General features: G+C 60.0%; 17 protein-coding genes. 11 read left to right on the forward strand and 6 right to left on the reverse strand.

What is annotated here, in order from left to right:
* Positions 1–1,043, forward strand: a 1,043-nt coding sequence (gene hglS, locus GEAM_RS02785; RefSeq protein ID WP_034787969.1) for a 2-oxoadipate dioxygenase/decarboxylase HglS, incomplete at its 5' end; no start/stop codon positions are given.
* Between the two features lie 296 nt (positions 1,044–1,339).
* Positions 1,340–1,822 carry a RidA family protein gene (locus GEAM_RS02790; protein ID WP_034787972.1) on the forward strand — a complete coding sequence of 161 codons (483 nt, stop codon included), beginning with the start codon at positions 1,340–1,342 and terminating at the stop codon, positions 1,820–1,822.
* A gap of 3 nt (positions 1,823–1,825) precedes the next feature.
* Here the strand turns inward: GEAM_RS02790 and GEAM_RS02795 are convergent, their stop codons facing one another.
* Genes GEAM_RS02795 through GEAM_RS02810 form a run of 4 tightly spaced genes read right to left on the reverse strand, consistent with a single transcriptional unit; the run spans position 1,826 to position 8,409 of the window.
* On the reverse strand, positions 1,826–3,481 hold the full coding sequence (locus tag GEAM_RS02795) for an ABC transporter ATP-binding protein (protein ID WP_051899382.1): 1,656 nt from the start codon (positions 3,479–3,481) through the stop codon (positions 1,826–1,828).
* Positions 3,478–5,193, reverse strand: coding sequence for an ABC transporter ATP-binding protein (locus GEAM_RS02800; RefSeq protein ID WP_034787975.1), 1,716 nt, complete (start codon positions 5,191–5,193; stop codon positions 3,478–3,480). Before GEAM_RS02800 ends, GEAM_RS02795 begins: the two co-directional genes overlap by 4 nt.
* On the reverse strand, positions 5,190–6,281 hold the full coding sequence (locus GEAM_RS02805; RefSeq protein WP_034787977.1) for an ABC transporter substrate-binding protein: 1,092 nt from the start codon (positions 6,279–6,281) through the stop codon (positions 5,190–5,192). Before GEAM_RS02805 ends, GEAM_RS02800 begins: the two co-directional genes overlap by 4 nt.
* 10 nt (positions 6,282–6,291) lie before the next feature.
* On the reverse strand, positions 6,292–8,409 hold the full coding sequence (locus GEAM_RS02810; RefSeq protein WP_072009854.1) for a TonB-dependent siderophore receptor: 2,118 nt from the start codon (positions 8,407–8,409) through the stop codon (positions 6,292–6,294).
* Positions 8,410–8,680: 271 nt separating this feature from the next.
* Here GEAM_RS02810 and GEAM_RS02815 point away from each other — a divergent pair, with 271 nt between their 5' ends.
* On the forward strand, positions 8,681–9,568 hold the full coding sequence (locus GEAM_RS02815; protein WP_084674030.1) for a helix-turn-helix domain-containing protein: 888 nt from the start codon (positions 8,681–8,683) through the stop codon (positions 9,566–9,568).
* Positions 9,569–9,581: 13 nt separating this feature from the next.
* Here GEAM_RS02815 and GEAM_RS02820 read toward each other — a convergent pair whose 3' ends face one another.
* Together GEAM_RS02820 and GEAM_RS02825 are read right to left on the reverse strand one after the other, a co-directional pair.
* Positions 9,582–10,529 carry a sulfonate ABC transporter substrate-binding protein gene (locus GEAM_RS02820; protein WP_034787983.1) on the reverse strand — a complete coding sequence of 316 codons (948 nt, stop codon included), beginning with the start codon at positions 10,527–10,529 and terminating at the stop codon, positions 9,582–9,584.
* Between the two features lie 107 nt (positions 10,530–10,636).
* Positions 10,637–12,541 carry a sigma-54-dependent Fis family transcriptional regulator gene (locus GEAM_RS02825; protein ID WP_034787985.1) on the reverse strand — a complete coding sequence of 635 codons (1,905 nt, stop codon included), beginning with the start codon at positions 12,539–12,541 and terminating at the stop codon, positions 10,637–10,639.
* 274 nt (positions 12,542–12,815) lie between these two features.
* Between GEAM_RS02825 and ssuD the strand changes: the two genes are divergently transcribed.
* The 8 genes from ssuD to GEAM_RS02865 all read left to right on the forward strand — a co-directional run bounded on the left by ssuD (position 12,816) and on the right by GEAM_RS02865 (position 22,356).
* A complete protein-coding gene (ssuD, locus tag GEAM_RS02830; protein WP_034787987.1) occupies positions 12,816–13,988 on the forward strand; it encodes an FMNH2-dependent alkanesulfonate monooxygenase in 1,173 nt (390 codons plus the stop codon).
* 13 nt (positions 13,989–14,001) lie between these two features.
* Positions 14,002–15,420 (forward strand): FAD/NAD(P)-binding protein, encoded by a 1,419-nt coding sequence (locus tag GEAM_RS02835; protein ID WP_034787991.1) that lies wholly within the window; start codon positions 14,002–14,004, stop codon positions 15,418–15,420.
* Between the two features lie 87 nt (positions 15,421–15,507).
* Entirely contained in the window at positions 15,508–16,917 is a 1,410-nt protein-coding gene (locus GEAM_RS02840) for an LLM class flavin-dependent oxidoreductase (protein WP_034787993.1), read from the forward strand.
* Positions 16,914–17,930, forward strand: a complete 1,017-nt coding sequence (locus tag GEAM_RS02845; protein ID WP_034787995.1) for a methionine ABC transporter ATP-binding protein — start codon at positions 16,914–16,916, stop codon at positions 17,928–17,930. Before GEAM_RS02840 ends, GEAM_RS02845 begins: the two co-directional genes overlap by 4 nt.
* Positions 17,927–18,634, forward strand: a complete 708-nt coding sequence (locus GEAM_RS02850; protein WP_034787998.1) for a methionine ABC transporter permease — start codon at positions 17,927–17,929, stop codon at positions 18,632–18,634. The genes GEAM_RS02845 and GEAM_RS02850 overlap by 4 nt, the downstream gene beginning before the upstream one ends.
* Complete coding sequence (locus tag GEAM_RS02855) at positions 18,631–19,506, forward strand: MetQ/NlpA family ABC transporter substrate-binding protein (protein ID WP_034788001.1); 876 nt, start codon at positions 18,631–18,633, stop codon at positions 19,504–19,506. The genes GEAM_RS02850 and GEAM_RS02855 overlap by 4 nt, the downstream gene beginning before the upstream one ends.
* A gap of 185 nt (positions 19,507–19,691) precedes the next feature.
* Positions 19,692–21,155, forward strand: coding sequence for an MFS transporter (locus tag GEAM_RS02860; protein WP_034788003.1), 1,464 nt, complete (start codon positions 19,692–19,694; stop codon positions 21,153–21,155).
* On the forward strand, positions 21,148–22,356 hold the full coding sequence (locus GEAM_RS02865; protein ID WP_034788005.1) for an acyl-CoA dehydrogenase family protein: 1,209 nt from the start codon (positions 21,148–21,150) through the stop codon (positions 22,354–22,356). The genes GEAM_RS02860 and GEAM_RS02865 overlap by 8 nt, the downstream gene beginning before the upstream one ends.
* The last annotated feature ends 64 nt before the right edge of the window (positions 22,357–22,420 follow it).

Below are 22,420 nucleotides of genomic sequence, written 5' to 3' on the forward strand. Positions count from 1 at the left end.
CCACCGCCTTTCGCGCGGTCCACGAAGCCTCGCTGCAAGTCAGCCCGTTCCGCGTTTTTACTTCTCTACTCCGACTTGAGCTTATCGAAGCCCCCGCGCTGCGCGACTTCGCCAGCTCAGTGCTGGCAAAACGCAATATTTTCACTCCGCGCGCGCTCGAACTGATTGAGCAGCACGAGCGCGACGGTGGCCTCAATCCGCAGCATGCCGACGAGTTTGTGCAGCAGGCGCTGGAAACTTTCCGCTGGCACCACACGGCGACGGTCACGCTGGAGGAGTATCAGCAGTTGAACGCCCAGCATCGCCTGATTGCCGACGTGGTGGCTTTTCGCGGGCCGCACATTAACCACCTGACACCGCGCACGCTGGATATCGATCACGTTCAGGCCGAGATGCCAAAACGCGGCATTCCGCCCAAGGCAGTGATTGAAGGGCCGCCGCGCCGTCAATGCCCCATCTTGCTGCGCCAGACCAGCTTCAAGGCGCTGGATGAAAAGATCACTTTTAAAGGTCAGGCGGCAGGTGAGTTTGGTAGCCACTCGGCGCGCTTTGGTGAGATAGAACAGCGCGGCGTGGCGCTGACCACTAAGGGGCGGGCGCTGTACGACGAGCTGCTCAACCAAGCGCGCGAAGAGCTGGGCGCGTTTCCCAATGAGGCCAATGCCGCACAATACGTGGCGATTCTGGAGAAGGTGTTCGCCGCCTTCCCGGACAACTACGCCGAGCTGCGCCAGCAGGAGTTGGCTTATTTCCGTTACTTCGTCAATCAGACGCCGGGGCAGGATTTTGACTCGCTGGAACAGGCGATCCGCGCCGGAGCCGTTTCCTTCGAACCCTTGGTCTATGAAGATTTCCTGCCGGTCAGCGCGGCGGGGATTTTCCAATCAAATCTGGGAGATAGCGCCCGTTCTCACTACGAAGCCCACTCCAACAAGCATGAATTCCACAAGGCGCTAGGTCGCGAAACCATCGACGAACTGAAGCTTTATGCCGACACCCAGCAGCGCTCATTGCAGGAGTGCGCGCGGGTGTTGAGGCTCTGACTGGAATTGCCATTCAGTCATTAGGAAGATAAACCCAACCCAAAAAAAAGCCCGCACTGCTAGCGGGCCAAGTGTCCTTGCTTGAGATACGGCTCTTGGGCCGATGGGCTGCATTCTAAAGTGGCTGGGGAAAAAGCAGCTATAACAGAGGATTAAAAAAACTGACGAACAGTTGTGGCAATTATTTCTTCACACTCGCTGGCTTCTTTCCGGCGAAATACGCGCTATCTTGATCTGACTTAGCACGCTTCGCCTTTGCAATATCAACCCCAGATGTAGCCACCATAAGGATCATTATGTCTAAAATTTATCAGGCATTAGAAGACGCTGGCTGGGTTTTACCGCCAGCACTGGTTCCGCCTCCGGGCGTGGTTTTCCCCTTCAAAGTGGTGCGAGTGGTGAATAACCGCGCCTACGTGTCGGGGCACGGGCCGCAAAACGCCGATGGTTCGCTGTACACCACCCTTGGCAAAGTCGGGCGCGAAGTGAGCGAGGAGCAGGCTTACAAAGCGGCGCAGCTCACCGCGTTATCGATTTTTGGCAGCCTGCACCGTGAACTTGGCTCTCTGGACCGAATTGTGGCGTGGAATCGCCTGTTCGGCATGGTCAATGCCGCGCCGGGCTTCAACCGCCTGCCGCCGGTGATTAACGGCTGCTCCGACGTCATCCTGCGCGTCTTCGGCCCAGAGATTGGTGCCCACAGCCGCAGCGCCGTGGGACTGGCGGAATTGCCGTTTGATATCCCGGTAGAAATCGAGGCGGAAGTCGAAATCCGTTAACCCTCAACTGGCCCGTGAGTTTTCCATTTTTACCACTCGATCCGCCCGGCGAAGGGTTGCCGGGCGATGGGCGATAAGAAGGACAGTACGCTGGTGGCGCAGGCCTTCAAGCGCCCGGTGGAAGGCCAGTTCGTTAGGGTTATCGAGGCTGGAAGAGGCCTCGTCGAGGATCAAAATCGGTGCTTCGGTCAGCAGCGCGCGCGCAATGGCGATACGCTGCCGCTGGCCGCCCGAAAGCGAGTTTCCCGCTTCGCCGCACTGGCTCTCATAGCCTTGTGGCAAAGCGCGGATAAAACCATCGGCCTGCGCCAATTTCGCGGCGGCAACCACCTGCGCTTGACTGGCCTGCGGGCAACCAAGGCGGATGTTTTCGTCAATGGTTCCGGCGAACAGCGTCACATCCTGCGGCACCCAGCTGATAAGCTTGCGCAGCGTCGCCAGCGGCAGGGTGCGAATGTCGCTTTCACCAATGTAAATCGCGCCGCTGTCCGGCTCCCAAAAGCGCAACAGCAGATGGGTTAAGGTGCTTTTCCCAGCGCCCGACGCGCCGCTCAGTGCGACAATCTCTCCGCTTTTTATCTCGAAACTTAGCTTATCCACCACGGCCTCTTGGCGGCTGTCATAGGAAAAACTCACCTGCTCGACGCGCAGGGAGTGCTCGGCGGGAGCCGCTGCCGTGCCGTCATCGCGGACCTGCGCCGACTGCTGCATAATGGTTAAAATCCGCGCTGCGCCCGCGCGCAACTCGCCCCACAGGCTGGCGGTCTGGGTAACGTCGACGATAGGCAGCAGGGCGCCGACCCCAAGCACCAACACCACCGGCAGCATCACCGGCGCGAGCTGGCCCTGTGCCAGTAAATGGCTGGCTGATAACACCGTCGCCACCAACGTCAAGGCGCTCAGCAGGTCAATCGCCGCCTGCTCCAGTCCGCTGCGCGAGCCATAGCGGCACTGGGCTTCGGTGAGTTTTTCAGTCTGCTGCACCAGCCGCTGAACCACATTTTCACTTTGGCCGAAGACCGCCAGTTCGCGCTGCCCGGCAATAAACTCCACCGTGTCGGCATTAAGCTGCCCGAGTTGGTCCATCACCTGTTTTCCCTGACGGGCCGCCAGCCGTGAGAGCCACAGCGGCACGCTGGCTAACAGCAGCAGGAAGGGGATGACGACCAGCGCCAGTTGCGGATGAATGCTGTACAGCACGGCCACGGCGGCGAGCGGGACTACCACCGCGCCGACGTAATCAGCCAGCATATGGGCATAAAATCGCTCCATTAGCTCGGCGTCGTGCGTGGCAATCGAGGCCAGATCGCCAATCCGCTGGCCGAGCAGTTTGCCCGGCGCGGCGCGCTCCAGCCCGTCAAAAATCCCTATTTGTAACTTCTCAATCAGCGCGAAGGCTAAATCGTGTGATGACCAGCTCTGCACCCAGTGCGCCACGGCGGTAAACAGCACCAAGACCAACATCCAGCCGATAATCGGCACTAAGCCCTCGACGGAAGGAGTAACGATGGCGCAGCCTGTGAGCCACGCTGCCAGCGCGATGCTTGCCAGCGTGCCGCTTTGTGCCAGTATTCCCGCCAATATGGTCAAGGTCAGCAGGCCGCGCTGGCCGTGCATCAGGCGGACCAACCCTAAAAAACCGCTCTGTTTGGTGCTCATACCTTCTCCTCCTGTGCGGCGAGTAGGCGGGCGTAGCAGCCGCCGTTGACGCTGAGTTGTTGATGCTGACCCTGCTCGACCAGCCGCCCCTCTTCAAACACCAGAATCAGATCCGCGTGTTTAATGCTTTCCAGCCGATGGGCAATGGCAATCACCGTGCGCCGCCCGCGAAACTGCGCCAGTGCCTGTTGTAAGGCCAGTTCGCTGTCGCAATCAATGCTGGCGGTGGCTTCATCGAGCAGCAAAATCGGTGCGTCTTTGAGCAGTGCGCGGGCAATCGCCAGCCGCTGGCGCTGGCCGCCGGAGAGCTGCGCCCCGCGCTCGCCAACCTGCGTCTGGTAACCCTGCGGCAGCTGTTCGATGAAGTCGGCGATTTGCGCGGCGCGCGCGGCGGCGGCTAGCTCCTCGTCGCTGGCATCGGGTTTGGCAATGCGCAGGTTGTCGGCAATCGAACCGTGAAACAGAAACACCTCTTGCGACACCAAGCTGATGTTTTGCCGCAAGGTCTGGAGCGCGAGTTGGCGGATATCCACGCCGCCAAGGCGAATTGCCCCCTGCTGCGGGTCGAAGCTGCGCAGTAGCAGGGCCATCAGGGTAGATTTACCGGCACCCGAAGGCCCGACGATCGCCACGAACTGCTGCTCTTCAATACCAAAAGAGACGTCAGTCAGCGCGGGCTGGCCCTGCGGATAAGTGAATGACAGCGTATCGACGTGCAGCGAATAACTGTCGGGAAGCGCCTTAGGCTGACTGGGTTCTGCAACCGGCGGACTGAGTGCCAAAAGCTTGGCGATGGATCGCTGTGCGCCGCTGGCAGCCCATGCAATATGAAAGGCGCTTTCCAGCTTACTCAGCGGGCGAAACGCTTCGCGGGCGAGGAACAAGGTGAGCAGTAAAACCAGCGGTGAAAGCTGCTGCTCGGCGACGCGCCACGCGTTGAACGCCAGCACCAGCGCAATGCCGCTGAGAGTGATTAAGCGAGTGATGCCGCCGCGCATTAGCATGATGTTGAGTGTCGCCATCGATGCACGACGCAGTTCGGCGGCGTCCTGCGCCAGTTTTGCCCGCCAGCGCGGCGATGCGCCAAAGGCTTTCAGCGTTGCCAGCCCGCGCAGGGCGTCCATCAGTCGGTTGGTAAAGCCGCGCATTGCGGCAAAAACGCCGATTGCCTGCGGCCGCTGCCAGCGCATCCATACTCGGTCGAGCAAGGGGAAAGCCAGTACAAAGCCCGCCAGCAGCAGGCCCGAGGGCCAATCAATCCACAGCATAACGCCGAGCACCAGCCCGCAGCCGAGCAGGGCGGATCCGACGGCAGGCAGGTAGCGGCTGTAGTAGCTCTCAACGGCTTCGACGCCGCCGATCACCGCTGACTGTAAGTCGCCGACCTTATGCATCAGGCCGATCCCCGGCCCGAAGCGCGTGAGCTGTTGCAGCAGCCGTTGGCGCAATAGCGTTTTGCAGCTGGCCGCGATGTGCTGGGCGGCGACTGCACTGAGCCACAACAGCGCGGCGCGGCAGGCTATCAGCGCAACTAATTGCAGCAGGGGCGTGGTTATCTCTGCCGCGCTGCCAGCCATCATCAGCCGGAACAGCAGCAGCGCCGTCAACACGGCTTGGGCGACATAACAGGCGATCACTGCCACATTGGCGGTGACAGCAAGCGCCAGCAGTGAGAGGAGCGAAGCGGTTAATCCCTTAACTGGTGCTCTCATTGTGTCGGTCCGCTCCAAAAGGTGCCGCGCAGCGGGAAGGCCAGAAAACGCTGGTTGACTTCATCCAAGGTTTTAGCCGGATCCAGCTCGGCGAAGGCGCTTGGATGGAACATTTTTGCCATCTCTTCAACGCCCACAAAGAACAGCGGATTGTCGAAGAAGAACAGCCAGATCCCCGCCGCGCGCTGGTTGCGAATAGCCGACAGGCTGGCGAGGGTAGGCTGCTCAATGATGGCTTGCAGCGAGCGCGCACTCTGCTCCGGCGTGACGTCGGGGCCGACCAGCAGCCCTTTACGGGTGACGGTGGAGCCACCGCCTGCCAGATAAAAGTCAGGCTTTTTCGCCAGCACGTATTCCAGATTCAGCTTACCAATGCCGCTGGTCAGGGCTTCTGCGCCCAGATTACGCCCGCCCGCCGCCGCGATAAAATCGCTCATGTTGCCGGTGCCGGAAGTAAAGCAGCAATCATCGCCGCCGGGGTTAAGATGGAAAAACACCAGCGGGCGCGGCAGGTTGGCCAGTCGCTGAGTGAGGTTATCCATATGCTGCTGGTAGAACTGGGCAAAGGCTTCGGCCTCTGGCTGGTGGTCGAGAAGCTTGCCGAGCATCAGCATGCTCGGGACAGTATTGACCAACGGACGGCGGAAGAAGTCGACGAAAACATAGGGAATATGCGCCGCGTCGAGCTTATTCAGCCCCTCGGGAATGCGGCCATACAGGGTAAAAATCACCAGATCCGGCTTGGCGGCGATGGCCGCTTCCATCGAAAAGGTTCCGCTGTTCAAATCACCGATTTCCGGCACTGTTGCGGCCTGCGGAAAGCGCTGCTTCAGGGCGTCGAAGGTGGAAGGGGAGTAGCGTTGCAGGTCGGTGCCCCACGCGACGATATTCTCCAGCGGATCCTTTTCCAGCAAGGCCAAGGTGATGATATGGCGGCTCTCCGCCAGCACAATACGCTTGGCCGGAGCGGGCAGCGTCACGCTGCGATTAAGCATGTCGGTCACGGTGATAGGCGCGGCGGCGCTGGTGAAACTGGCGATAAACAGCAGCGAGGCCGCCAGCGCCATGAGTGATTTCAAATGAGTCATTTTCTGTTCCTTACCAGCGATAGCTGACGGTTGCCGTCAGCGTGCGGTCGAAGCCCTGTGAGCAGGTGGTGGTGCTGCAACTGGAGTAATAATTCTTGTTAAACAGGTTGTTAGCGTTAACAGCCAGTTTTACCCCGCGCAGTGAGCGGTCCAGTTCGCCAAGGTCATAGTGCAAGGCGGCATCGAACAGGGTGTAGTCCGGCACGCGAATGCTGTTATTGGTATCAGCCCAGGTTTTACCGACATAGCGCACGCCCGCGCCGAGTCCAAGGCTGGTGAGCGGCCCCTGCTGGATACTGTAATCAGCCCACAGAGAAGCCATCTGCTCCGGCATACCGGTCGGCGTCTTGCCCTGCGCGCCTGCTACCGTGCTTTTGGTGGTTTCCAAATCATTCCATGTATAGCTGGCGATAACCTTCATGGCCGGAGTGAGGTTGGCGGCGGCCGAGGCTTCAATCCCTTTTGACGTCACTTGCCCAGTCTGCACGGTATTCAGGTTGTTATTGGGATCGGTGGTGGAAACGTTATTCTGCTCGAGGTTGAACCATGCCAGCGTGAACAGGCCGTCAAAGCTCTCCGGCTGGTATTTCACGCCGGTTTCAATCTGCTTACCGGTGGTGGGCTTGAAGGTTTCACCATAGAAATTGGTGCCAAGAACCGGCGCGAAGGAGGTGGTGTAGCTGACATAAGGCGCGACGCCGCTGTCCGTCAGCCACGTCAGCCCGGCTCGCCACGTGAAGTGGTGGTCGTCCTGACTGGTTGAAGTGCTTTTCAGGCGGTTATCGGTGCTGACCGAGGCCCAATCTTCGCGCGCCGACAGGTCAAGCATCAGGCGCTCGGCCAACGCCAGCGTATTACCCAGATAGACGCCGGTTTCATCGGCGCTTTGGTAAGTCGAGGTAAAAGGCGTCGCGGCGGAGAAGCTGCCGCCGTAGGTCGGGCGATAAATATCCACCGACGGCGCCGCGCCGTAATTCAGGTAGTAATCCTCTCCGGTGTGGCGATAGCCCACGCCAAGCACCGTGGTTCCCGTTACTGAGCCCGCGTCCCAATGCGCTTTCACATTGTTGTCCGTGGCCCACACCTTGCCTTTAATGGCGAACTGATACGCCGCGCGGTTCAGGGTGCGCATATCCGCCGCCAGTCGAGTACCCGACCAGGTTTGGGTCAGCAAGTCGTTATAGGTGTAGCGACTGGCGGAGTGGAATGACCAAACGTCGTCGAAGCGATGATCGAACTCATAGCCGATGTTGGTTTGGTTCATGTGGTTGTCCAGCCCGCTGTTGTCGAGATAGACATCGCGCGGTAGCTTGCCGTTTGGGTTGCTCAGCAGGGTGCCGTAAATCGGCGTGAAGTTGCGCGGCGGACCAAACTTGTCGCGGCTAAAGGAGGTCAGCAGGGTCAGTGTGGTATCGCCGTCGGGCTGCCACGTCAGGGAAGGCGCGATATAGGCCGTGTCATCCGGCACGTTGTTAAACTGGGTGTTGCTGTCGCGACCCACGCCGACCAGCCGGTAGAGCAGGGTTTTGTCATCATTCACCGGCCCGGAGAAATCAAACTGCCCCTGATATCTGTCGTGATTGCCCAGCTGTACGCCCACCTCGTGCAGCGGCTGCTCGGTCGGGTGCTTGCTGATACCATTCACTACGCCGCCCGGCGAGCCGACGCCGTAGAGAAATCCGCTCGGGCCACGCAGCACGTCGATGCTTTCCAATCCATAGGGCTGGTAGCGCACATAGGATTGCGCGGTGGTGGAGCGCAACCCGTCGAGCAGCGCGCCGTTCAGCGTGGCGTCGAATCCGCGCAGGCTGAAGTAGTCAAATCTTGAACTGACGGCGGAGGTCGACGCGAACACGCCCGGCGTGTAGCGCAGCGCCTCGGTGGTGGTCTGCACGTTGCGGTCGGTCAGCTCATCGCGACCAATCACGCTCAGTGACTGCGGGGTTGCCAGCACCGACGCATTGGTTCGGCTGCCGGTTTTACTCTGTTTCGCCACGTAGCCTTCGCCGTGGGTCGAACTGCCGTCGGCGGTCACGGTCAGCGTCTCCTCTTCCCCGTTATTTTGTGCCCATCCTGGTATAGAAACCGCCAGCGAGCTTGCGCCAACGCACGCGGCCAAAAGAGTCATTTTATGTTTTTTATGCTTTAACACCGGTAATCTCCAAAGCGAATGAGAATTATTTCAGCGTTGGCTATTCTCACCCTGAAGATTTTTCTGGCAATGGCGAAGGCTTTCGCTAGCGAGACTCTTTCTTTCGATAAATAGCCTTGGGAACCTTGCGTGTAGCGCCTTGGCGCGCGATCTCTGGAACTGCATGATAAAGGCTGATAATGTGAGAATAAGAATTATTAGCAATAACTTGCGGCGGCGTCTCCCGCCCTTTTCAACAGGTCGTCAGATGAAAAACAGCAGCGGCGAAGTGGGGAAGTCGGTCAATGAGGCTATTTTTGAGGGTTCGATTGCCTTCAGCAGTGGTTCTATTTGCCCGCAGAACACCAAGTGGGAAACCGAGCGCCTCCAGCAGGGGCTGAAAATCATTATTGTCGAGCGCGGCGAGTTGCAGTGTAAGTTGCCCGGTGCGTCAGCCAGCCAGCGCATTAGTGGCCCTTGTATTTGCGCGGTGTGGAACCAAGGTGAGAGTGAAGGGATGCAGCGCTTTGAGCCGGGACGCGTGCTGGAGCACACTGCGATCTCGCTCTCGCCGTCGGCTATCGACAGCCGCATGGCGGTTGAAGTGCAGCAGCAACTTCAGCAAGCCTTTCAACTGGAGACATCCACTGGCCCAAGGCTGATGGTGATGGCGTCCTCGCCGGCGATTAAAGCCCTGCGCGCTCAGGTCGCCAGCTGCCCGCTGCAGGGGATTTCGCGGGCGCTGTATCTGTCTGGCAAAGCGCTGGAAATCATCGCCTACACGCTGGACGGCATTGCCGCGCCTCCCGCGCCGACGGAAAACGCGCTGTTGCGCCTCTCTTCGGCAGATCTCGACAAGCTAAATCGCGCCAAACAGCTGCTGAGTGAGCGAATGCTTAACCCGCCGACCCTTGCCGAGTTGGCGCTTAGCGTCGGCATGAACACCCGCAAGCTGACGGTGGGTTTTCGCCGCCTGTTTGGCGAGAGCGTGTTTGAATATCTGCAATCGCTGCGCCTTGAAACGGCGTGGCAAATGTTAACGGCGGGGGACGTGAGCGTCTCCACCGCCGCTTATCAAGTGGGTTACAGCCCCGCGCATTTCTCCGTTGCGTTTCGCAAGAAGTTTGGCGTGTCGCCAAAATCGCTGAGGGGCTGAGTTAGCCTTTAACTTACTTCTTATCCAGCGACCAGGTGGCGCTAGAGACATTCACCTTGACCGGCAGCAGGCCGTTTTCGCTGAATTTGTCGGCCAGAGCCTGCTGCTCTTTGAACACTTCCGGCGTCATGCGCTCGGCGCCAAACGGCATGCGGGCCACGGCTTTGGCCCAAATGGCTTTATCCAGACCGGTAGATGTCGATAAAATATCCGCCGCGCCGTCCGGGTTTTTGTTGGCCCAGTCGCTCAGCTGTTTCAGCTCATCCACCACTTTCTCGGCGGTTTGCGGGTAGGTGTCGGCAAACTTACGGCTGGCGAGATAGAAGGTGTAGTGCGGCACCAACCCTTCGGCGTTTTTCACCAAACGCGCTTTCTCATGCGTTTCCACTTCGGCCAGATACGGGTCCCAAATCACCCAGGCATCCACCGCGCCGCGCTGAAATGCTGCGCGAGCATCGCTTGGCGGCAGGTAAACCGGCGTCACGTCTTTATATTTCAAACCGGCATTTTCCAGCGCACTGACCAGCAGATAGTTGACGTCAGAACCCTTGTTCAGCGCCACGCGCTTGCCTTTCAAATCCGCCACGGTTTTGATCGGCGAATTTTCCGGCACCACGATGGCCTCGGTTTGCTGGTTGGCCGGTGAGTGCGCCAGATAGACTAAATCCGCTTTGGCGGCCTGAGCGAAGGTCGGCGGCGCGTCGCCCGTAGCGGCCAAGTCGATGCTGCCAACGTTCAGCCCTTCGAGCATCTGCGGCCCCGCCGGGAATTCCACCCAGCGCACGGTAATGCCCTGTTTGCTGAAGTCGCTGTCGAGGGTTCCGCGATACTTGAGTAAGGCGAAAATATTGGCTTTCTGATAGCCAATGTTGACGGTTTTCGGGGCGTCTTCGGCCCATGCTGCGTTGAATGAGCCGAGCAGAATGGCGGCACTCAGGCCGCTGAGCAGTAATTTTTTCATGAGGTTTCTCTGGTAACCGGATTATGTCAGCGAACATAGCAAAGGCTGAAAAAAGTGCTTAATGAGAATAAAACCTAAGCTTTGCGAATTTTTTGCTTACCGCCGCGCTACTCGTTCCACACCGCGTCGCGCACTTTAATCGCGCGAGGCAGCAGGCCCAGCGCGTAGAAACGGTCGGCGATGGCCTGCTGATCGCGAATGATCCCCAAGTCCATGCGCTGGGTCTGATGGCTGCGTCGCGCCAGCGCGTGCAGCAGCGAACTGGGTTCCAGCCCCAGTTCGTCTGAGAGCAGGGCGGCGGCCTCTTCGCGATTGGCGTCGATATAGCGCCCGGTCTGCTCCAGCGCGCGCATCAGGGTGTGCAGCAGGTCCGCCGAGCGAGCCGCAAACTCGCGGTGCGCCAGATAAAACTGGTGATTATTGACCCGCCCGCTGCCGTTGGCGATCACCCGCAGCTTGCCGCCTTGCTCGGCATCGCTCAGCAGCGGGTCCCACATCATCCACGCGTCCACCGCGTGGTGGTCGCTCGGCGTCAGCGGATATTTCGGCGGCGCGTAGACCACCCGCACGTCGTCGAGCGTCAGCCCGGCCTCATCCAAAATCTGCACCAGCAGGTAATGCACGTTAGAGCCTTTGTTCACCGCGATGCGCTTGCCGCGTAAATCTTCAATAGAAACAATCGGGCTGTCCTGCGCGACCAGCAGCGCCACGCTCTGCGGCGCGGCGGGCTCCCACGCCACGTAGGTCAGCATGCTGCCATTGGCTTGGGCGAACACCGGCGGCACTTCGCCAGTGGTGCCGAAATCTATCTCGCGGTTGTTCAGGGCGTGCAGCAGCTGCGGGCCAGCCGGGAACTCACTCCACAACACGCTGATATCGCGGTCGGCGAACTGCGCTTCCAGCGACTGGCGGGCTTTTAGAATGCCGAGATTGCCAAATTTCTGATAACCAATGCGCACTTCGCGCTCGTGCTGCGGGCGCTCGCTCACGCCGCGCGGGCCAAGGCCGGTAACGCTGCGCCGGGCCTTAATCAGCCCGAGATGCCCGAGGTGGGTGCGCAGGGTATTGCGGCTGACGCCAAGCAGCGCGGCGGTTTGCAGCTGATTGCTGTTACTCAGCTCAAAGGCGTTGCGCACCAGCGCGTCAATCACCCGTTGGTACAGCGGGTTATCGCTGTTCTGCTCCTGCTGGCGGGTGAGTTGCTGGCGCATAAACTCATCCAGCCCGTCTTGCCCCATCGGCAGGTGGTCGATACCCACCGGGCCGAGCCTTAGCTGGCGCGGGGTGATCAGCGGATCTCTGCTCAGCAGGACCGCGTTGTGCAGGGTGTTTTCCAGCTCGCGGACATTGCCGGGCCACGGATACTCCATCAATTGGTCGAGGGTGTCGTCGGCCAGCCGCAGCTGTGGTCGCCCCAGACGGCGGGCGTAAAGGGTGAGAAAGTGCTCGGCCAGCAGCGGAATATCTTCCCGGCGCTGGCGCAGCGGTGGCAGGGTGACGGCGGCGACGTTGAGGCGGTAATAGAGATCTTCGCGAAAGCGCCGCTCGCGTATAGCGTGGGTTAAGTCGACGTGGGTGGCGGCAATCACTCGCACATTCACTTTGACCGGGCTGCGTGAGCCGACCCGCGTCACCTCGCGCTCCTGCAACACGCGCAGCAGTTTGACCTGTAGCGGCAGGCTCAGCTCGCCAATTTCATCCAGCAGCAGCGTGCCGCCCTCGGCCGCCTCGAACCAGCCCTGATGGCGCTCCGTCGCGCCGGTAAACGCCCCTTTCTCATGCCCGAACAGCTCTGACTCCGCCAGACTTTCGGTCAATGCCCCGCAGTTCACCGCCAAAAAAGGCTCCTGACGCCGCAGGCTGTGATGATGCAGATAGCGCGCCACCACCTCTTTCCCGGTGCCGGTTTCCCCGACGATCAGCACCGTGGCGTCAGTGGGCGCAAGGCGGTCAAGCACGCTTTGAAAAGCTATCGATGCGGGATCGACAAGGGTTGGGCCGTGGCTTTGCATCTGAATCACTCCTGCGAGGTAGGGGAAGAAAACCATACCGCTGTCGCGGGGCGTCGGCGAGGGGGTAAAACCGCGAGTTGTTGCAAATGCACCAGTTTGCGTTCAACAACTGCTGCATTTGCAGCAAAACTTCAAACAGTGAAAAAATTTAACCTATTGATAATAAATAGGAAATTAAATTGTCACGATTGGCACACTTCCTGCTCATGGGGTTATAACCAAACAGTAACTTTCTATCAAATAAATTTAGATATCGTTATATAGGAAAGAGATAATGAGCGACGCAACACAGGACAACATCAACGTATTCTGGTTTTTGCCCACTCACGGTGACGGCCGCTACCTCGGCACCACCGAAGGCGGGCGCGCAGTAGACTTGCCGTATTTACAGCAGGTTGCCATTGCTGCCGACAATCTGGGCTACTACGGCGTGTTGATCCCAACCGGCAAAAGCTGCGAAGACTCATGGCTGGTGGCCTCGGCGCTGGCCCCGATCACCAAACGTTTACGCTATCTGGTGGCGGTTCGCCCCGGCCTCCAGCCGCCAAGCCTTGCCGCGCGCATGGCCGCCACGCTGGATCGCCTTTCCGAAGGCCGCTTGCTGATTAACGTCGTCACCGGCGGCGACCCGGTAGAAAACAAAGGCGACGGCATTTTCCTCAGCCACGCCGAGCGTTATCAGGTCACTCGCGAATTTCTTGAAGTCTATTCCCGCCTGCTGAAAGGCGAAAAGGTTGATTTCGACGGCGAGCATATTCGCGTCGAAGGGGCTGAGGTACTGTTCCCGCCGGTGCAGGAAAATGGCCCGCCGCTCTACTTTGGTGGCTCTTCCGAAGAAGCCATCGACGTGGCGGCCAACCAGATTGATACCTACCTGACGTGGGGCGAGCCGGTAGAGCAGGTGGCGGAAAAACTGGCCGTGGTGCGCCAGCGCGCCGAAGCGCAGGGCCGCAAATTGACCTTCGGCATTCGCCTACACGTGATTGTGCGTGAAACCGAAGAAGAGGCGTGGGCCGCGGCTGATCGCCTGATCTCCCATCTTGATGACGACACCATTGCCGCCGCGCAGAAGATTTTCGCCCGCATGGACTCCACCGGACAGGCTCGCATGAGCGCGCTGCACGGCGGTTCGCGCGAGGGCTTAGTGATTGGTCCGAACCTGTGGGCAGGCGTTGGCTTGGTACGCGGCGGCGCAGGCACAGCGCTGGTCGGCAACCCGCAACAGGTGGCCGAGCGCATCCGCGAGTATCAGGCGCTGGGCATCGAAAACTTCATCCTTTCCGGCTATCCGCATCTGGAAGAAGCCCACCAGTTCGCCGATTTAGTCATGCCTTTGCTGCCATTGGCCTCCAATGCGGAGAAGCGCCAGCGCACGGTAAATACTGGCCCGTTTGGCGAAACCATCGGCGGCGACCGTCGCCCGGTTAAGCACTCCAGCGCCAGTTAAGGGGAGCAAGATTATGGCTGAACGACACATTGTGATTGTGGGCGGCGGGTTTACCGGCACCGCGTTAGCCATTCATCTGGCCCGTCGCGGCGCGGCCGGTTTGCAGGTGACGGTGATTGAGCCGCGCCCCGCGCTGGCTCGCGGCGTGGCCTATGGCACCCAAGACCCGGCGCACCGCATCAACGTTCCCGCCTCGCGGATGCAGCTTTCTGCCGCCGAAGAGGGCGAGTTTGACCGCTGGTATCGCGCCTCGCAGGCCTTTCCGGCTGACCCAGACGCCCAATGGGAGGATGGCAAAGTCTATCCGCAGCGCGGGCAGTTCGGGGCTTATATCGCCGAGCAGTTCGCCAAAGCCGCCGAGCATTCTCCTGTGAAGCTCACTCACGTGCGTGACCACGCGGTGGCTCTGCGCCACGGCGGCGTGGTGACGGCGTCGGGGGAGGTTTATCAGGCTGATGAGGTGGTGCTGGCTATCAGCCATCCGCCACCGGCAGTGCCTCAGGCGGTTGCTCGCGCACTGGGCCAACACCCGGCGCTGATTGCCAACCCGTGGCGCGCCGACGCGCTGGCGGCGGTGAAGCCGCACGACAGCGTGGCGATCATCGGCACCGGTTTGACCATGTCTGACGTGGTGGCCTCGCTTTACCGGCAGGGGCATCGCGGCAAGGTGCTGGCGTTCTCCCGCCGTGGACAGCTGCCACGCCCTAATCTCAGTGGCGATTTCCCGCTGTGGACGCTGGACTATCAGCGCCCGCAGGCCGACACCGCTCGCGGCTGGCTGCACCGCGTTCGTCAGGAAGTGGCGCTGGCGGCGGCCTCCGACCTGCCGTGGCAGTTGGTGTTGGATGATATTCGCGGCAACGGCCAGCACATCTGGCAGCGGCTGTCGCTGAAAGAGCAAAAACGTTTTCTGCGCCACCTGCGCCCGTGGTGGGACGTGCATCGCTATCGCATCGCGCCGCAGGTCAGCGCGGTGCTGGCTCAGTCGCAGGCCGACGGGCGCTTACAGGTCTTGGCGGCAAGGCTGCAACAGGTCAGTGCCGAAGGGGAGCAGGTGCGGCTGACCCTGCAACCGCGCGGCGCGGCGGCGCAAATCCTGCTGGTCGATAAAATCATCGTCACCACCGGCCCGGCTCATGGCGCGCTGCTGGAAAGTGATGCGCTGTTGCAACAGCTGGCGGCCGACGGCCTGATTCAGGCTGACCCGCTGGCGCTGGGCATTCTGGTCAACGGGCGCTCGCAAACGGTGAATCTTACTGGCGAAGCCAACCCGCATCTGCACGTGGTCGGCCCGGCGGCGCGTGGCCGCTTTGGTGAACTGATGGGGCTGCCACAGGTGGCCGAACACGCCGAGTCTCTGGCCAATCAACTGCTTGAACCGCAATCACTTTCTGCCCACGGGCGATGTCCGGCTTCGCTTAAAACCTGCTGATTTACCGAATTTTCGAACTATCCCTTTAAACATAAAAATGAGGACGCGGGCGGCTCGGCCGGACCACGTCTCCTATGGAGTAATGCTATGTCATCGCAACGTGAAATTCGCCTTAACGCATTTGATATGAACTGTGTTGGTCACCAGTCGCCGGGGCTTTGGGCCCACCCGCGCGACCGTTCATGGCAATACAAGGATTTGGAATATTGGACAGATCTGGCGCGTTTGCTGGAGCGCGGCAAGTTCGACGGCCTGTTTATCGCCGACGTGCTCGGGGTATATGACGTCTACAACGGCAGCAACGACGCGGCAATTCGCCATGCGACACAGGTGCCGGTCAATGACCCGCTGGCCTTGGTCACGCCGATGGCGCTGGTGACCGAGCATCTTGGCTTTGGCCTGACCGCCTCGCTGTCGTTCGAGCATCCGTATCCTTTTGCTCGCCGCCTTTCGACGCTGGATCACCTGACCAAGGGCCGCGTGGGCTGGAATATCGTCACTTCTTATCTGGAAAGCGGCGCGCGCAACATTGGCTACAAGGCGCAAACCGACCACGACGCGCGTTATGACTACGCCGACGAATACCTGCAAGTGGTGTACAAACTGCTGGAAGGCAGCTGGGAAGAGGGCGCTATTCTGCGCGACCGCGAGCGCCGCATCTTCAGCGACCCGAGCAAAATCCACCCGATTAACCACGAAGGCACCTTCTTCCAAGTGCCGGGCATTCACCTGTGCGAGCCTTCGCCGCAGCGCACGCCGGTGCTGTATCAGGCTGGGGCGTCAAGCCGGGGTAAGGACTTCGCCGCTGGTCACGCCGAGTGCGTATTTGTCGCCGCGCCGTCCAAAGTGCTGCTGAAAAAGCTGGTGGCGGACATCCGCCAGCGCGCCGCCGCGCTGGGCCGCGACCCTTACAGCATCAAGATCTTCAACCTGCAAACGGTGATCGTCGGCGAAACCGACAAAGCCGCGCAGGCCAAATGGAATGAGTACAAAAGTTGGGTGAGCTATGAAGGCGCGCTGACGCTGATCTCCGGCTGGACCGGCATCGACTTCAGCCAATATCAGCCGGATCAGGTGCTCAAGCACATCCACACCAATGCCATTCAGTCTGCGGTTGAAACCTTCTCCACCGCCGATCCCGATCGCCAGTGGACGGTGCAGGCGCTGGCCGACTGGGTTGGCATTGGCGGCTTCGGCCCGCTGCTGGTCGGCAGCCCGGAAACCGTGGCCGACGAGCTGCAAAGCTGGGTGGAAGAGACCGACGTCGATGGCTTCAATCTGGCCTACGCCGTGACCCACGAAAGCTTCACCGACGTGGTTGAGTTGCTGATCCCCGAGCTGCAAAAGCGCGGCGTCTACAAGAAGGATTACCAGCCGGGCACCCTGCGCGAAAAACTGTTCGGCGCAGGCCCGCGTCTGGCGGCTCCGCATCCGGGCGCTAGCTACCGTCGCACTTCTCACAGCGAAATCCCGGTCGGCGGCGAGGTGGCGTCATGATTGAAATCGACAATCTGCATAAACAGTACGGCGCGCCGGGTGGCAAGGTGGTTGAAGTGCTGAAAGGCATTTCACTCACCGTGCCCAACGCCTCAATCACCGCCGTGGTTGGTCCAAGCGGGGCGGGGAAATCCACGCTGGCGAAGTGCATCAGCCTGCTGGAAAAGCCGACCTCCGGCAGCATTCGCGTCAATGGCGAAGACCTGTCGCGGCTCTCCGGGGAAACCCTGCGCCGCGAACGTCGCGCCATTGGCACGGTGTTTCAGTCCTCGGCGCTGCTGCAACGCAAAACCGCGTGGGAAAATATCGCGCTGCCGCTGGAGTGGCTGGGCGTAGTGCCGGGCGACATCAAGCGCCACGTCGGCCAATTGCTGGACAGCGTCGGCCTGAGCGAAAAGGCGAACTATTACCCGTCACAGCTCTCCGGCGGCCAGCGTCAGCGCGTGGGTATTGCCCGCGCCTTGGCGCTCAAGCCCTCGGTGCTGCTGGCAGATGAAGCGACTTCCGGGCTGGATCCTGATGCCACCACCTCGATTCTCACACTGCTGAAACAGCTGCGCGATCAGTTTGGTTTGTCGATCATTTTGATCACTCACGAGATGGACGTGGTGCGCCGCGCCGCCGACGCCGTGGCGGAAATTCGCGACGGCCAGCTGCTTCAGCAGGGTTCACTGCGCGAACTGCTGGCGACGCCGGGTTCACGCATCGGCCAGCAGCTGTTCCCGTTGCAGCCGCTGGCGGCCAACGGTGACCTGCAATTGCAGCTGACCTACGGCGACCGGGCGATTGCCACTGACTGGATTAGTCAGGTCAGCCAGCAGCACCAGATTCAGGTGGACGTGCTGGCGGCGCACGTCGAGCAGGTGGGGGAGAGACTGGCAGGAAGAATGCGAGTTGGCGTGCGCTTCAACCAGCGCCCGGTCGGCTTGCAGGTGCTGATTCAGCAGCTCTACCAACTGGGAATTAATGCCGAACTGATTGAAAGCCAAAGCGAATTCAAGGAGGCGGTATGAAGCCCGCGGTGGATGTAATGAGTCAGGACACGCCGTGGAGCCAGCTGCATACGCTGATGCTCCCGGCCTATTTGGAAACTTGGCTGATGGTCGGCATCGTGATGCTGTTCGTGGTCACCCTCGGCGGGCTGCTGGGCATTGTGCTGTTTAACACTTCGCGTCGCGGGCTGTTTCCGCGTCCGGGGATCAATCGCACCCTGAGCTGGATAGTCAATATGGGACGGTCTCTGCCGTTTCTGGTGCTGATGGCGGCGATCATTCCGTTCACCTTCTGGCTGACCGGCACCACCATCGGCATTCCGGCGGCGGTGATCCCCATGGTGGTGGCCGGGACGCCGTTCTTCGCTCGCCTGCTGGAAAACGCCCTGCGCGAACTGCCGTCTGAAGTCACGGCGGTCGGGCTGGTCTCCGGCGGCTCAACGTGGCAAATCATCGTCCACGCCCAGCTAAGCGAAGCCTTGCCCGCCATCGTCGCGGCCATCGTGCTCAACGTGATTTCAATGATTGAGTACTCGGCCATCGCGGGCACCATCGGCGCGGGCGGTATTGGCTATCTGGCGGTGGTCTACGGCTATCAGCGTTTCGACAACCACATCATGATCGCCACCATCGTGGTGCTGATCGCCACCATTCAACTGGTTCAATTTATTGGTGATCGTTTGGTCACCGCGTTGCAACACTCCAAGGGATCTTACGCATCATGACACAGCACGATTTTGAAATTAAAAAGAAGAAAAGCTGGCCGTGGCCAGTGGCCGCCATCGCAGTGGTGGTGATTGCCGGATTGGGTTGGCACTTCGCGTCGCAGAAGAGCAGCGCCGTGACCTTCGGTACCACGCTGAAAGTGCATTTTGAACCGGCGATGGCCGGCGAAGAACACATTATTCAGTACGTGGGTGAGCACATCGCGCCGGATTATGGCATCAAGCTGGAGGCCGTCGGCTTGCAGGATCCGGTACAGTCTGACCGCGCGGTGGCAGAAGGCCAGTACGCCGCGACGGTGTATCAGCACCAGTGGTGGCTCAAGCAGGTGGTGGATGCCAACAAGTTCCAGCTGACCTCGGCTCTGCCGATTTTCCAGTGGGCGTTTGGCATTTACTCTGACCGCTACCGTTCGGTGTCTGACCTGCCAAACGGCGCGCTGATCGTGGTGCCGGACGACGGCGCCAATCAGGGGCAGGCGCTGTGGTTGCTGCAACGCATTGGCCTGATTGGACTGGATCCGGCGGTCGAGCCGCGCACCGCCAAGCTGAAAGATATCAAGCAGAACCCGCACAACTTCAAGTTCAAAGAGCTGGACCTGCTGACCATGCCGCGCGTGTTGAACTCGGTGGACGCCGCCATTGGCTATGTCTCTGAATTCGATGCCGGTAAGGTGCCGCGTGACAAAGGCATTCTGTTCCCGCCTGCGCCAAAAACCTTCGCCTCACAGCTGGTTATCGGCACGCCTTATTTGAATGACGAGAATATCGTGAAGCTAAAAAAAGCCTTTGCCGATCCAAGGTTGCAGCAGTGGCTGAAAGAGACGACTGACCCACTGGTGAAGGATGTTTTAGTGCCCGTTTCCGCCAATTAAATTCTGAATTTTACGTTGATGCTCACCGGATTAGCCCTAGGTTAATCCGGCTTTTGTGTTTGTTGTAATTAACATTTAACTTATTGAATTTGTTAATTTTAATAGCCATTTTTGTTGTTTGTTTTCCGCCTTTATTCCCTCTATAAATCCTCGTATCACCTGCCAATAAAAAACAAGAGGGTATGATGAGCACGATAAATCTTGACGGCGACGTAACGTCTTCGCTGTCGCATTCAACACCAGTTCGTTCCGTCAGCGACGTGGCGAATTTGATCAATAGCAGTACCAGCAAAAACAGCTACGCGCGCTGGATTGTGTTTTTGGCGCTCGGTGGCGTGTTCCTTGATGCCTATGACTTGACCACCTTGTCCTATGGCATTGATGACGTGGTGAAGGACCTCGGCCTGACGCCCACGCTCACCGGTCTGGTGACCTCATCCATTATGATTGGCACCATCGTCGGCAACCTGCTGGGCGGCTGGCTGACTGACAAATATGGCCGCTACTCGGTGTTTATGGCCGACATGCTGTTCTTCGTGGTGTCGGCGATTGCTGCCGGATTGGCGCCCAACGTCTGGGTGCTGATTGGCGCGCGCTTCCTGATGGGCGTCGGGGTAGGGATTGACCTGCCGGTGGCGATGGCCTATCTGGCGGAGTTTTCGAAGTTCACCGGCAAGGGCAATAAAGCCGCGCGGTTAGCCGCATGGTGCCCGATGTGGTACGCCGCCTCGTCGGCCTGCTTCTTCATTATCTTCGCGCTCTACTTCCTGCTGCCAAAAGAGCATATCGACTGGCTGTGGCGCGCCTCGTTGCTGTTTGGCGCGGTTCCGGCGCTGCTGATCATCGCCGTGCGCAGCAAGTTTATGAATGAGTCTCCGCTGTGGGCCGCCAACCAAGGCGACCTGACCGGTGCGGTGCGCATTCTGCGTGACTCTTACGGCATTCAGGCTCACGAAGCCAAGCCGGAGCAGCCGGAAGTCGAGAAAAAAGCACCGCCAAAAGTCAGTTTCCGCGTGCTGTTCCAGAAGCCGTACCGCGAACGCACTATCGTCACCGGCGTGATGAACGTCTGCATCTCCTTTGAATACACCGCCATTGCCTTCTTCCTGCCGTCGATTCTGGCGCAGTTCCTCGGCGCGGGCGTGTTCGAAACCATCTCGGCCTCTCTCGGCCTGAACGCGCTGTTTGCCTTTACCGGCGGCCTGCTGGGGATGCGTCTGGCGTGGAAATACCCGTCGCGCCACGTGGCCATCGCCGGTTTTGCTTTGCAGTTTGTCGCGCTGGTGGCGCTGGCCTTGATTGGTCACCCGCAGGCGGCGCTCGGCGTGGTTTTCGCCATCGCCATGCTCGGCCTGTGGCTGTTTGCCGAAGGCTTTGGGCCGGGCGCGCAGTTGATGATCTACCCGGCGCTCTCTTACCCAACCCACATTCGCGCCACCGGCGTCGGCTTTGGCCGCTCGCTGTCTGGCATTGGCAGCGCGGCGGCGCTGTTTATCCTGCCGATCCTGCAAGCCCGTTTCGGCACCAACATGTTCTGGATAGTTTCCCTGAGCGCCATCATTCCTATCGTCTTCCTGTTGGTTATTCGCTTTGAGCCAACCCGTCAGGATATTGATTCACAATCAGAAATCGGAGAACACCATGTCTGAATCCTACACCCCTGAATACCTCGCACTGGCGGAACGCTTCCGCCCGGTTTTCGCCCGCATCGCCGAAGGTGTTGTTGAACGTGAAAACAGCCGCACGCTGCCGCTGGAGCCGCTGCGCTGGCTGAAAGAGGCCGGTTTCGGCACCGTGCGAATTCCGGTGGCGGACGGCGGTTTAGGGGCCACGTTGCCCCAGCTGTTCCTGCTGCTCACCGAGCTGGCCGAGGCGGATTCCAACCTGCCGCAGGCGCTGCGTGCCCACTTCGCGTTTATCGAAGACCGGCTAAATCAGCCCGATACCGAGGAGCGTCGTGGCTGGTTCCGCCGCTTTGTCGATGGCGAACTGGTGGGCAGCGGCTGGACTGAAATCGGCAACCTGAAACTGGGCGAAGTGCTGACCAAAGTCACCCCCGAGGAGAACGGCTGGACGCTCAACGGCGAAAAGTTCTACAGCACCGGCACGCTGTACGCCGACTGGATTGACGTCTACGCACAGCGTTCCGACAACGGCCGCGACGTGATTGTGCTGGTCAACACTCATCAGGACGGCGTCGAGCGCGACGACGACTGGGACGGCTTCGGCCAGCGCCTGACCGGCAGCGGCAGCACCCGTTTCAAGCAGGCCAAGGTGGAAGCGCCGCACGTCTACGACTTCAGCGACCGCTTCACCTACCAGACGGCGTACTACCAGCAAATCTTGTTGGTGACGCTGGCGGGCATCGCCCGAGCTATTACCCGCGACGCGGCGCAGGCCGTCGCCAACCGCAAACGTATTTACAGCCACGGCAATGCCAAGCAGGTGCGCCATGACGCGCAGGTGCTGCAAGTGGTGGGGCAGCTTTCCAGCTGGGCGTGGGCGGTCGACGCGGCGGTGCAGCAGGCCAGCTACTCGTTGCAAAAAGCCTTTGAGCTGCACACCAGCGGCGACGACGCCTTGGTTAAACAGGCCAATATCATTGCCGAAGTGGAGTCCGCCAAGGCGCAGGTGATTGCCACCGAGCTGGTGCCGCGCGCGGCGACCGAGCTGTTTAACGCGCTGGGGGCCTCCGACACGCGCATCAGCAAGTCGCTGGACCGCCACTGGCGCAATGCGCGCACTATCTCGTCGCACAACCCGGTTATCTATAAAACGCGCAACGTCGGCGATTGGGAAGTTAACCGCGCCGAACCGACGTTTATCTGGCAGATCGGCAACGGCGAGTGATCAGCACTTTTTCTAGCAATGTCGGCGGGCCAATACCTGCCGACTTTTAAAACAACAACACCAA

It is taken from the genome of Ewingella americana ATCC 33852 (genome assembly GCF_000735345.1).
GTDB lineage: Bacteria > Pseudomonadota > Gammaproteobacteria > Enterobacterales > Enterobacteriaceae > Ewingella > Ewingella americana.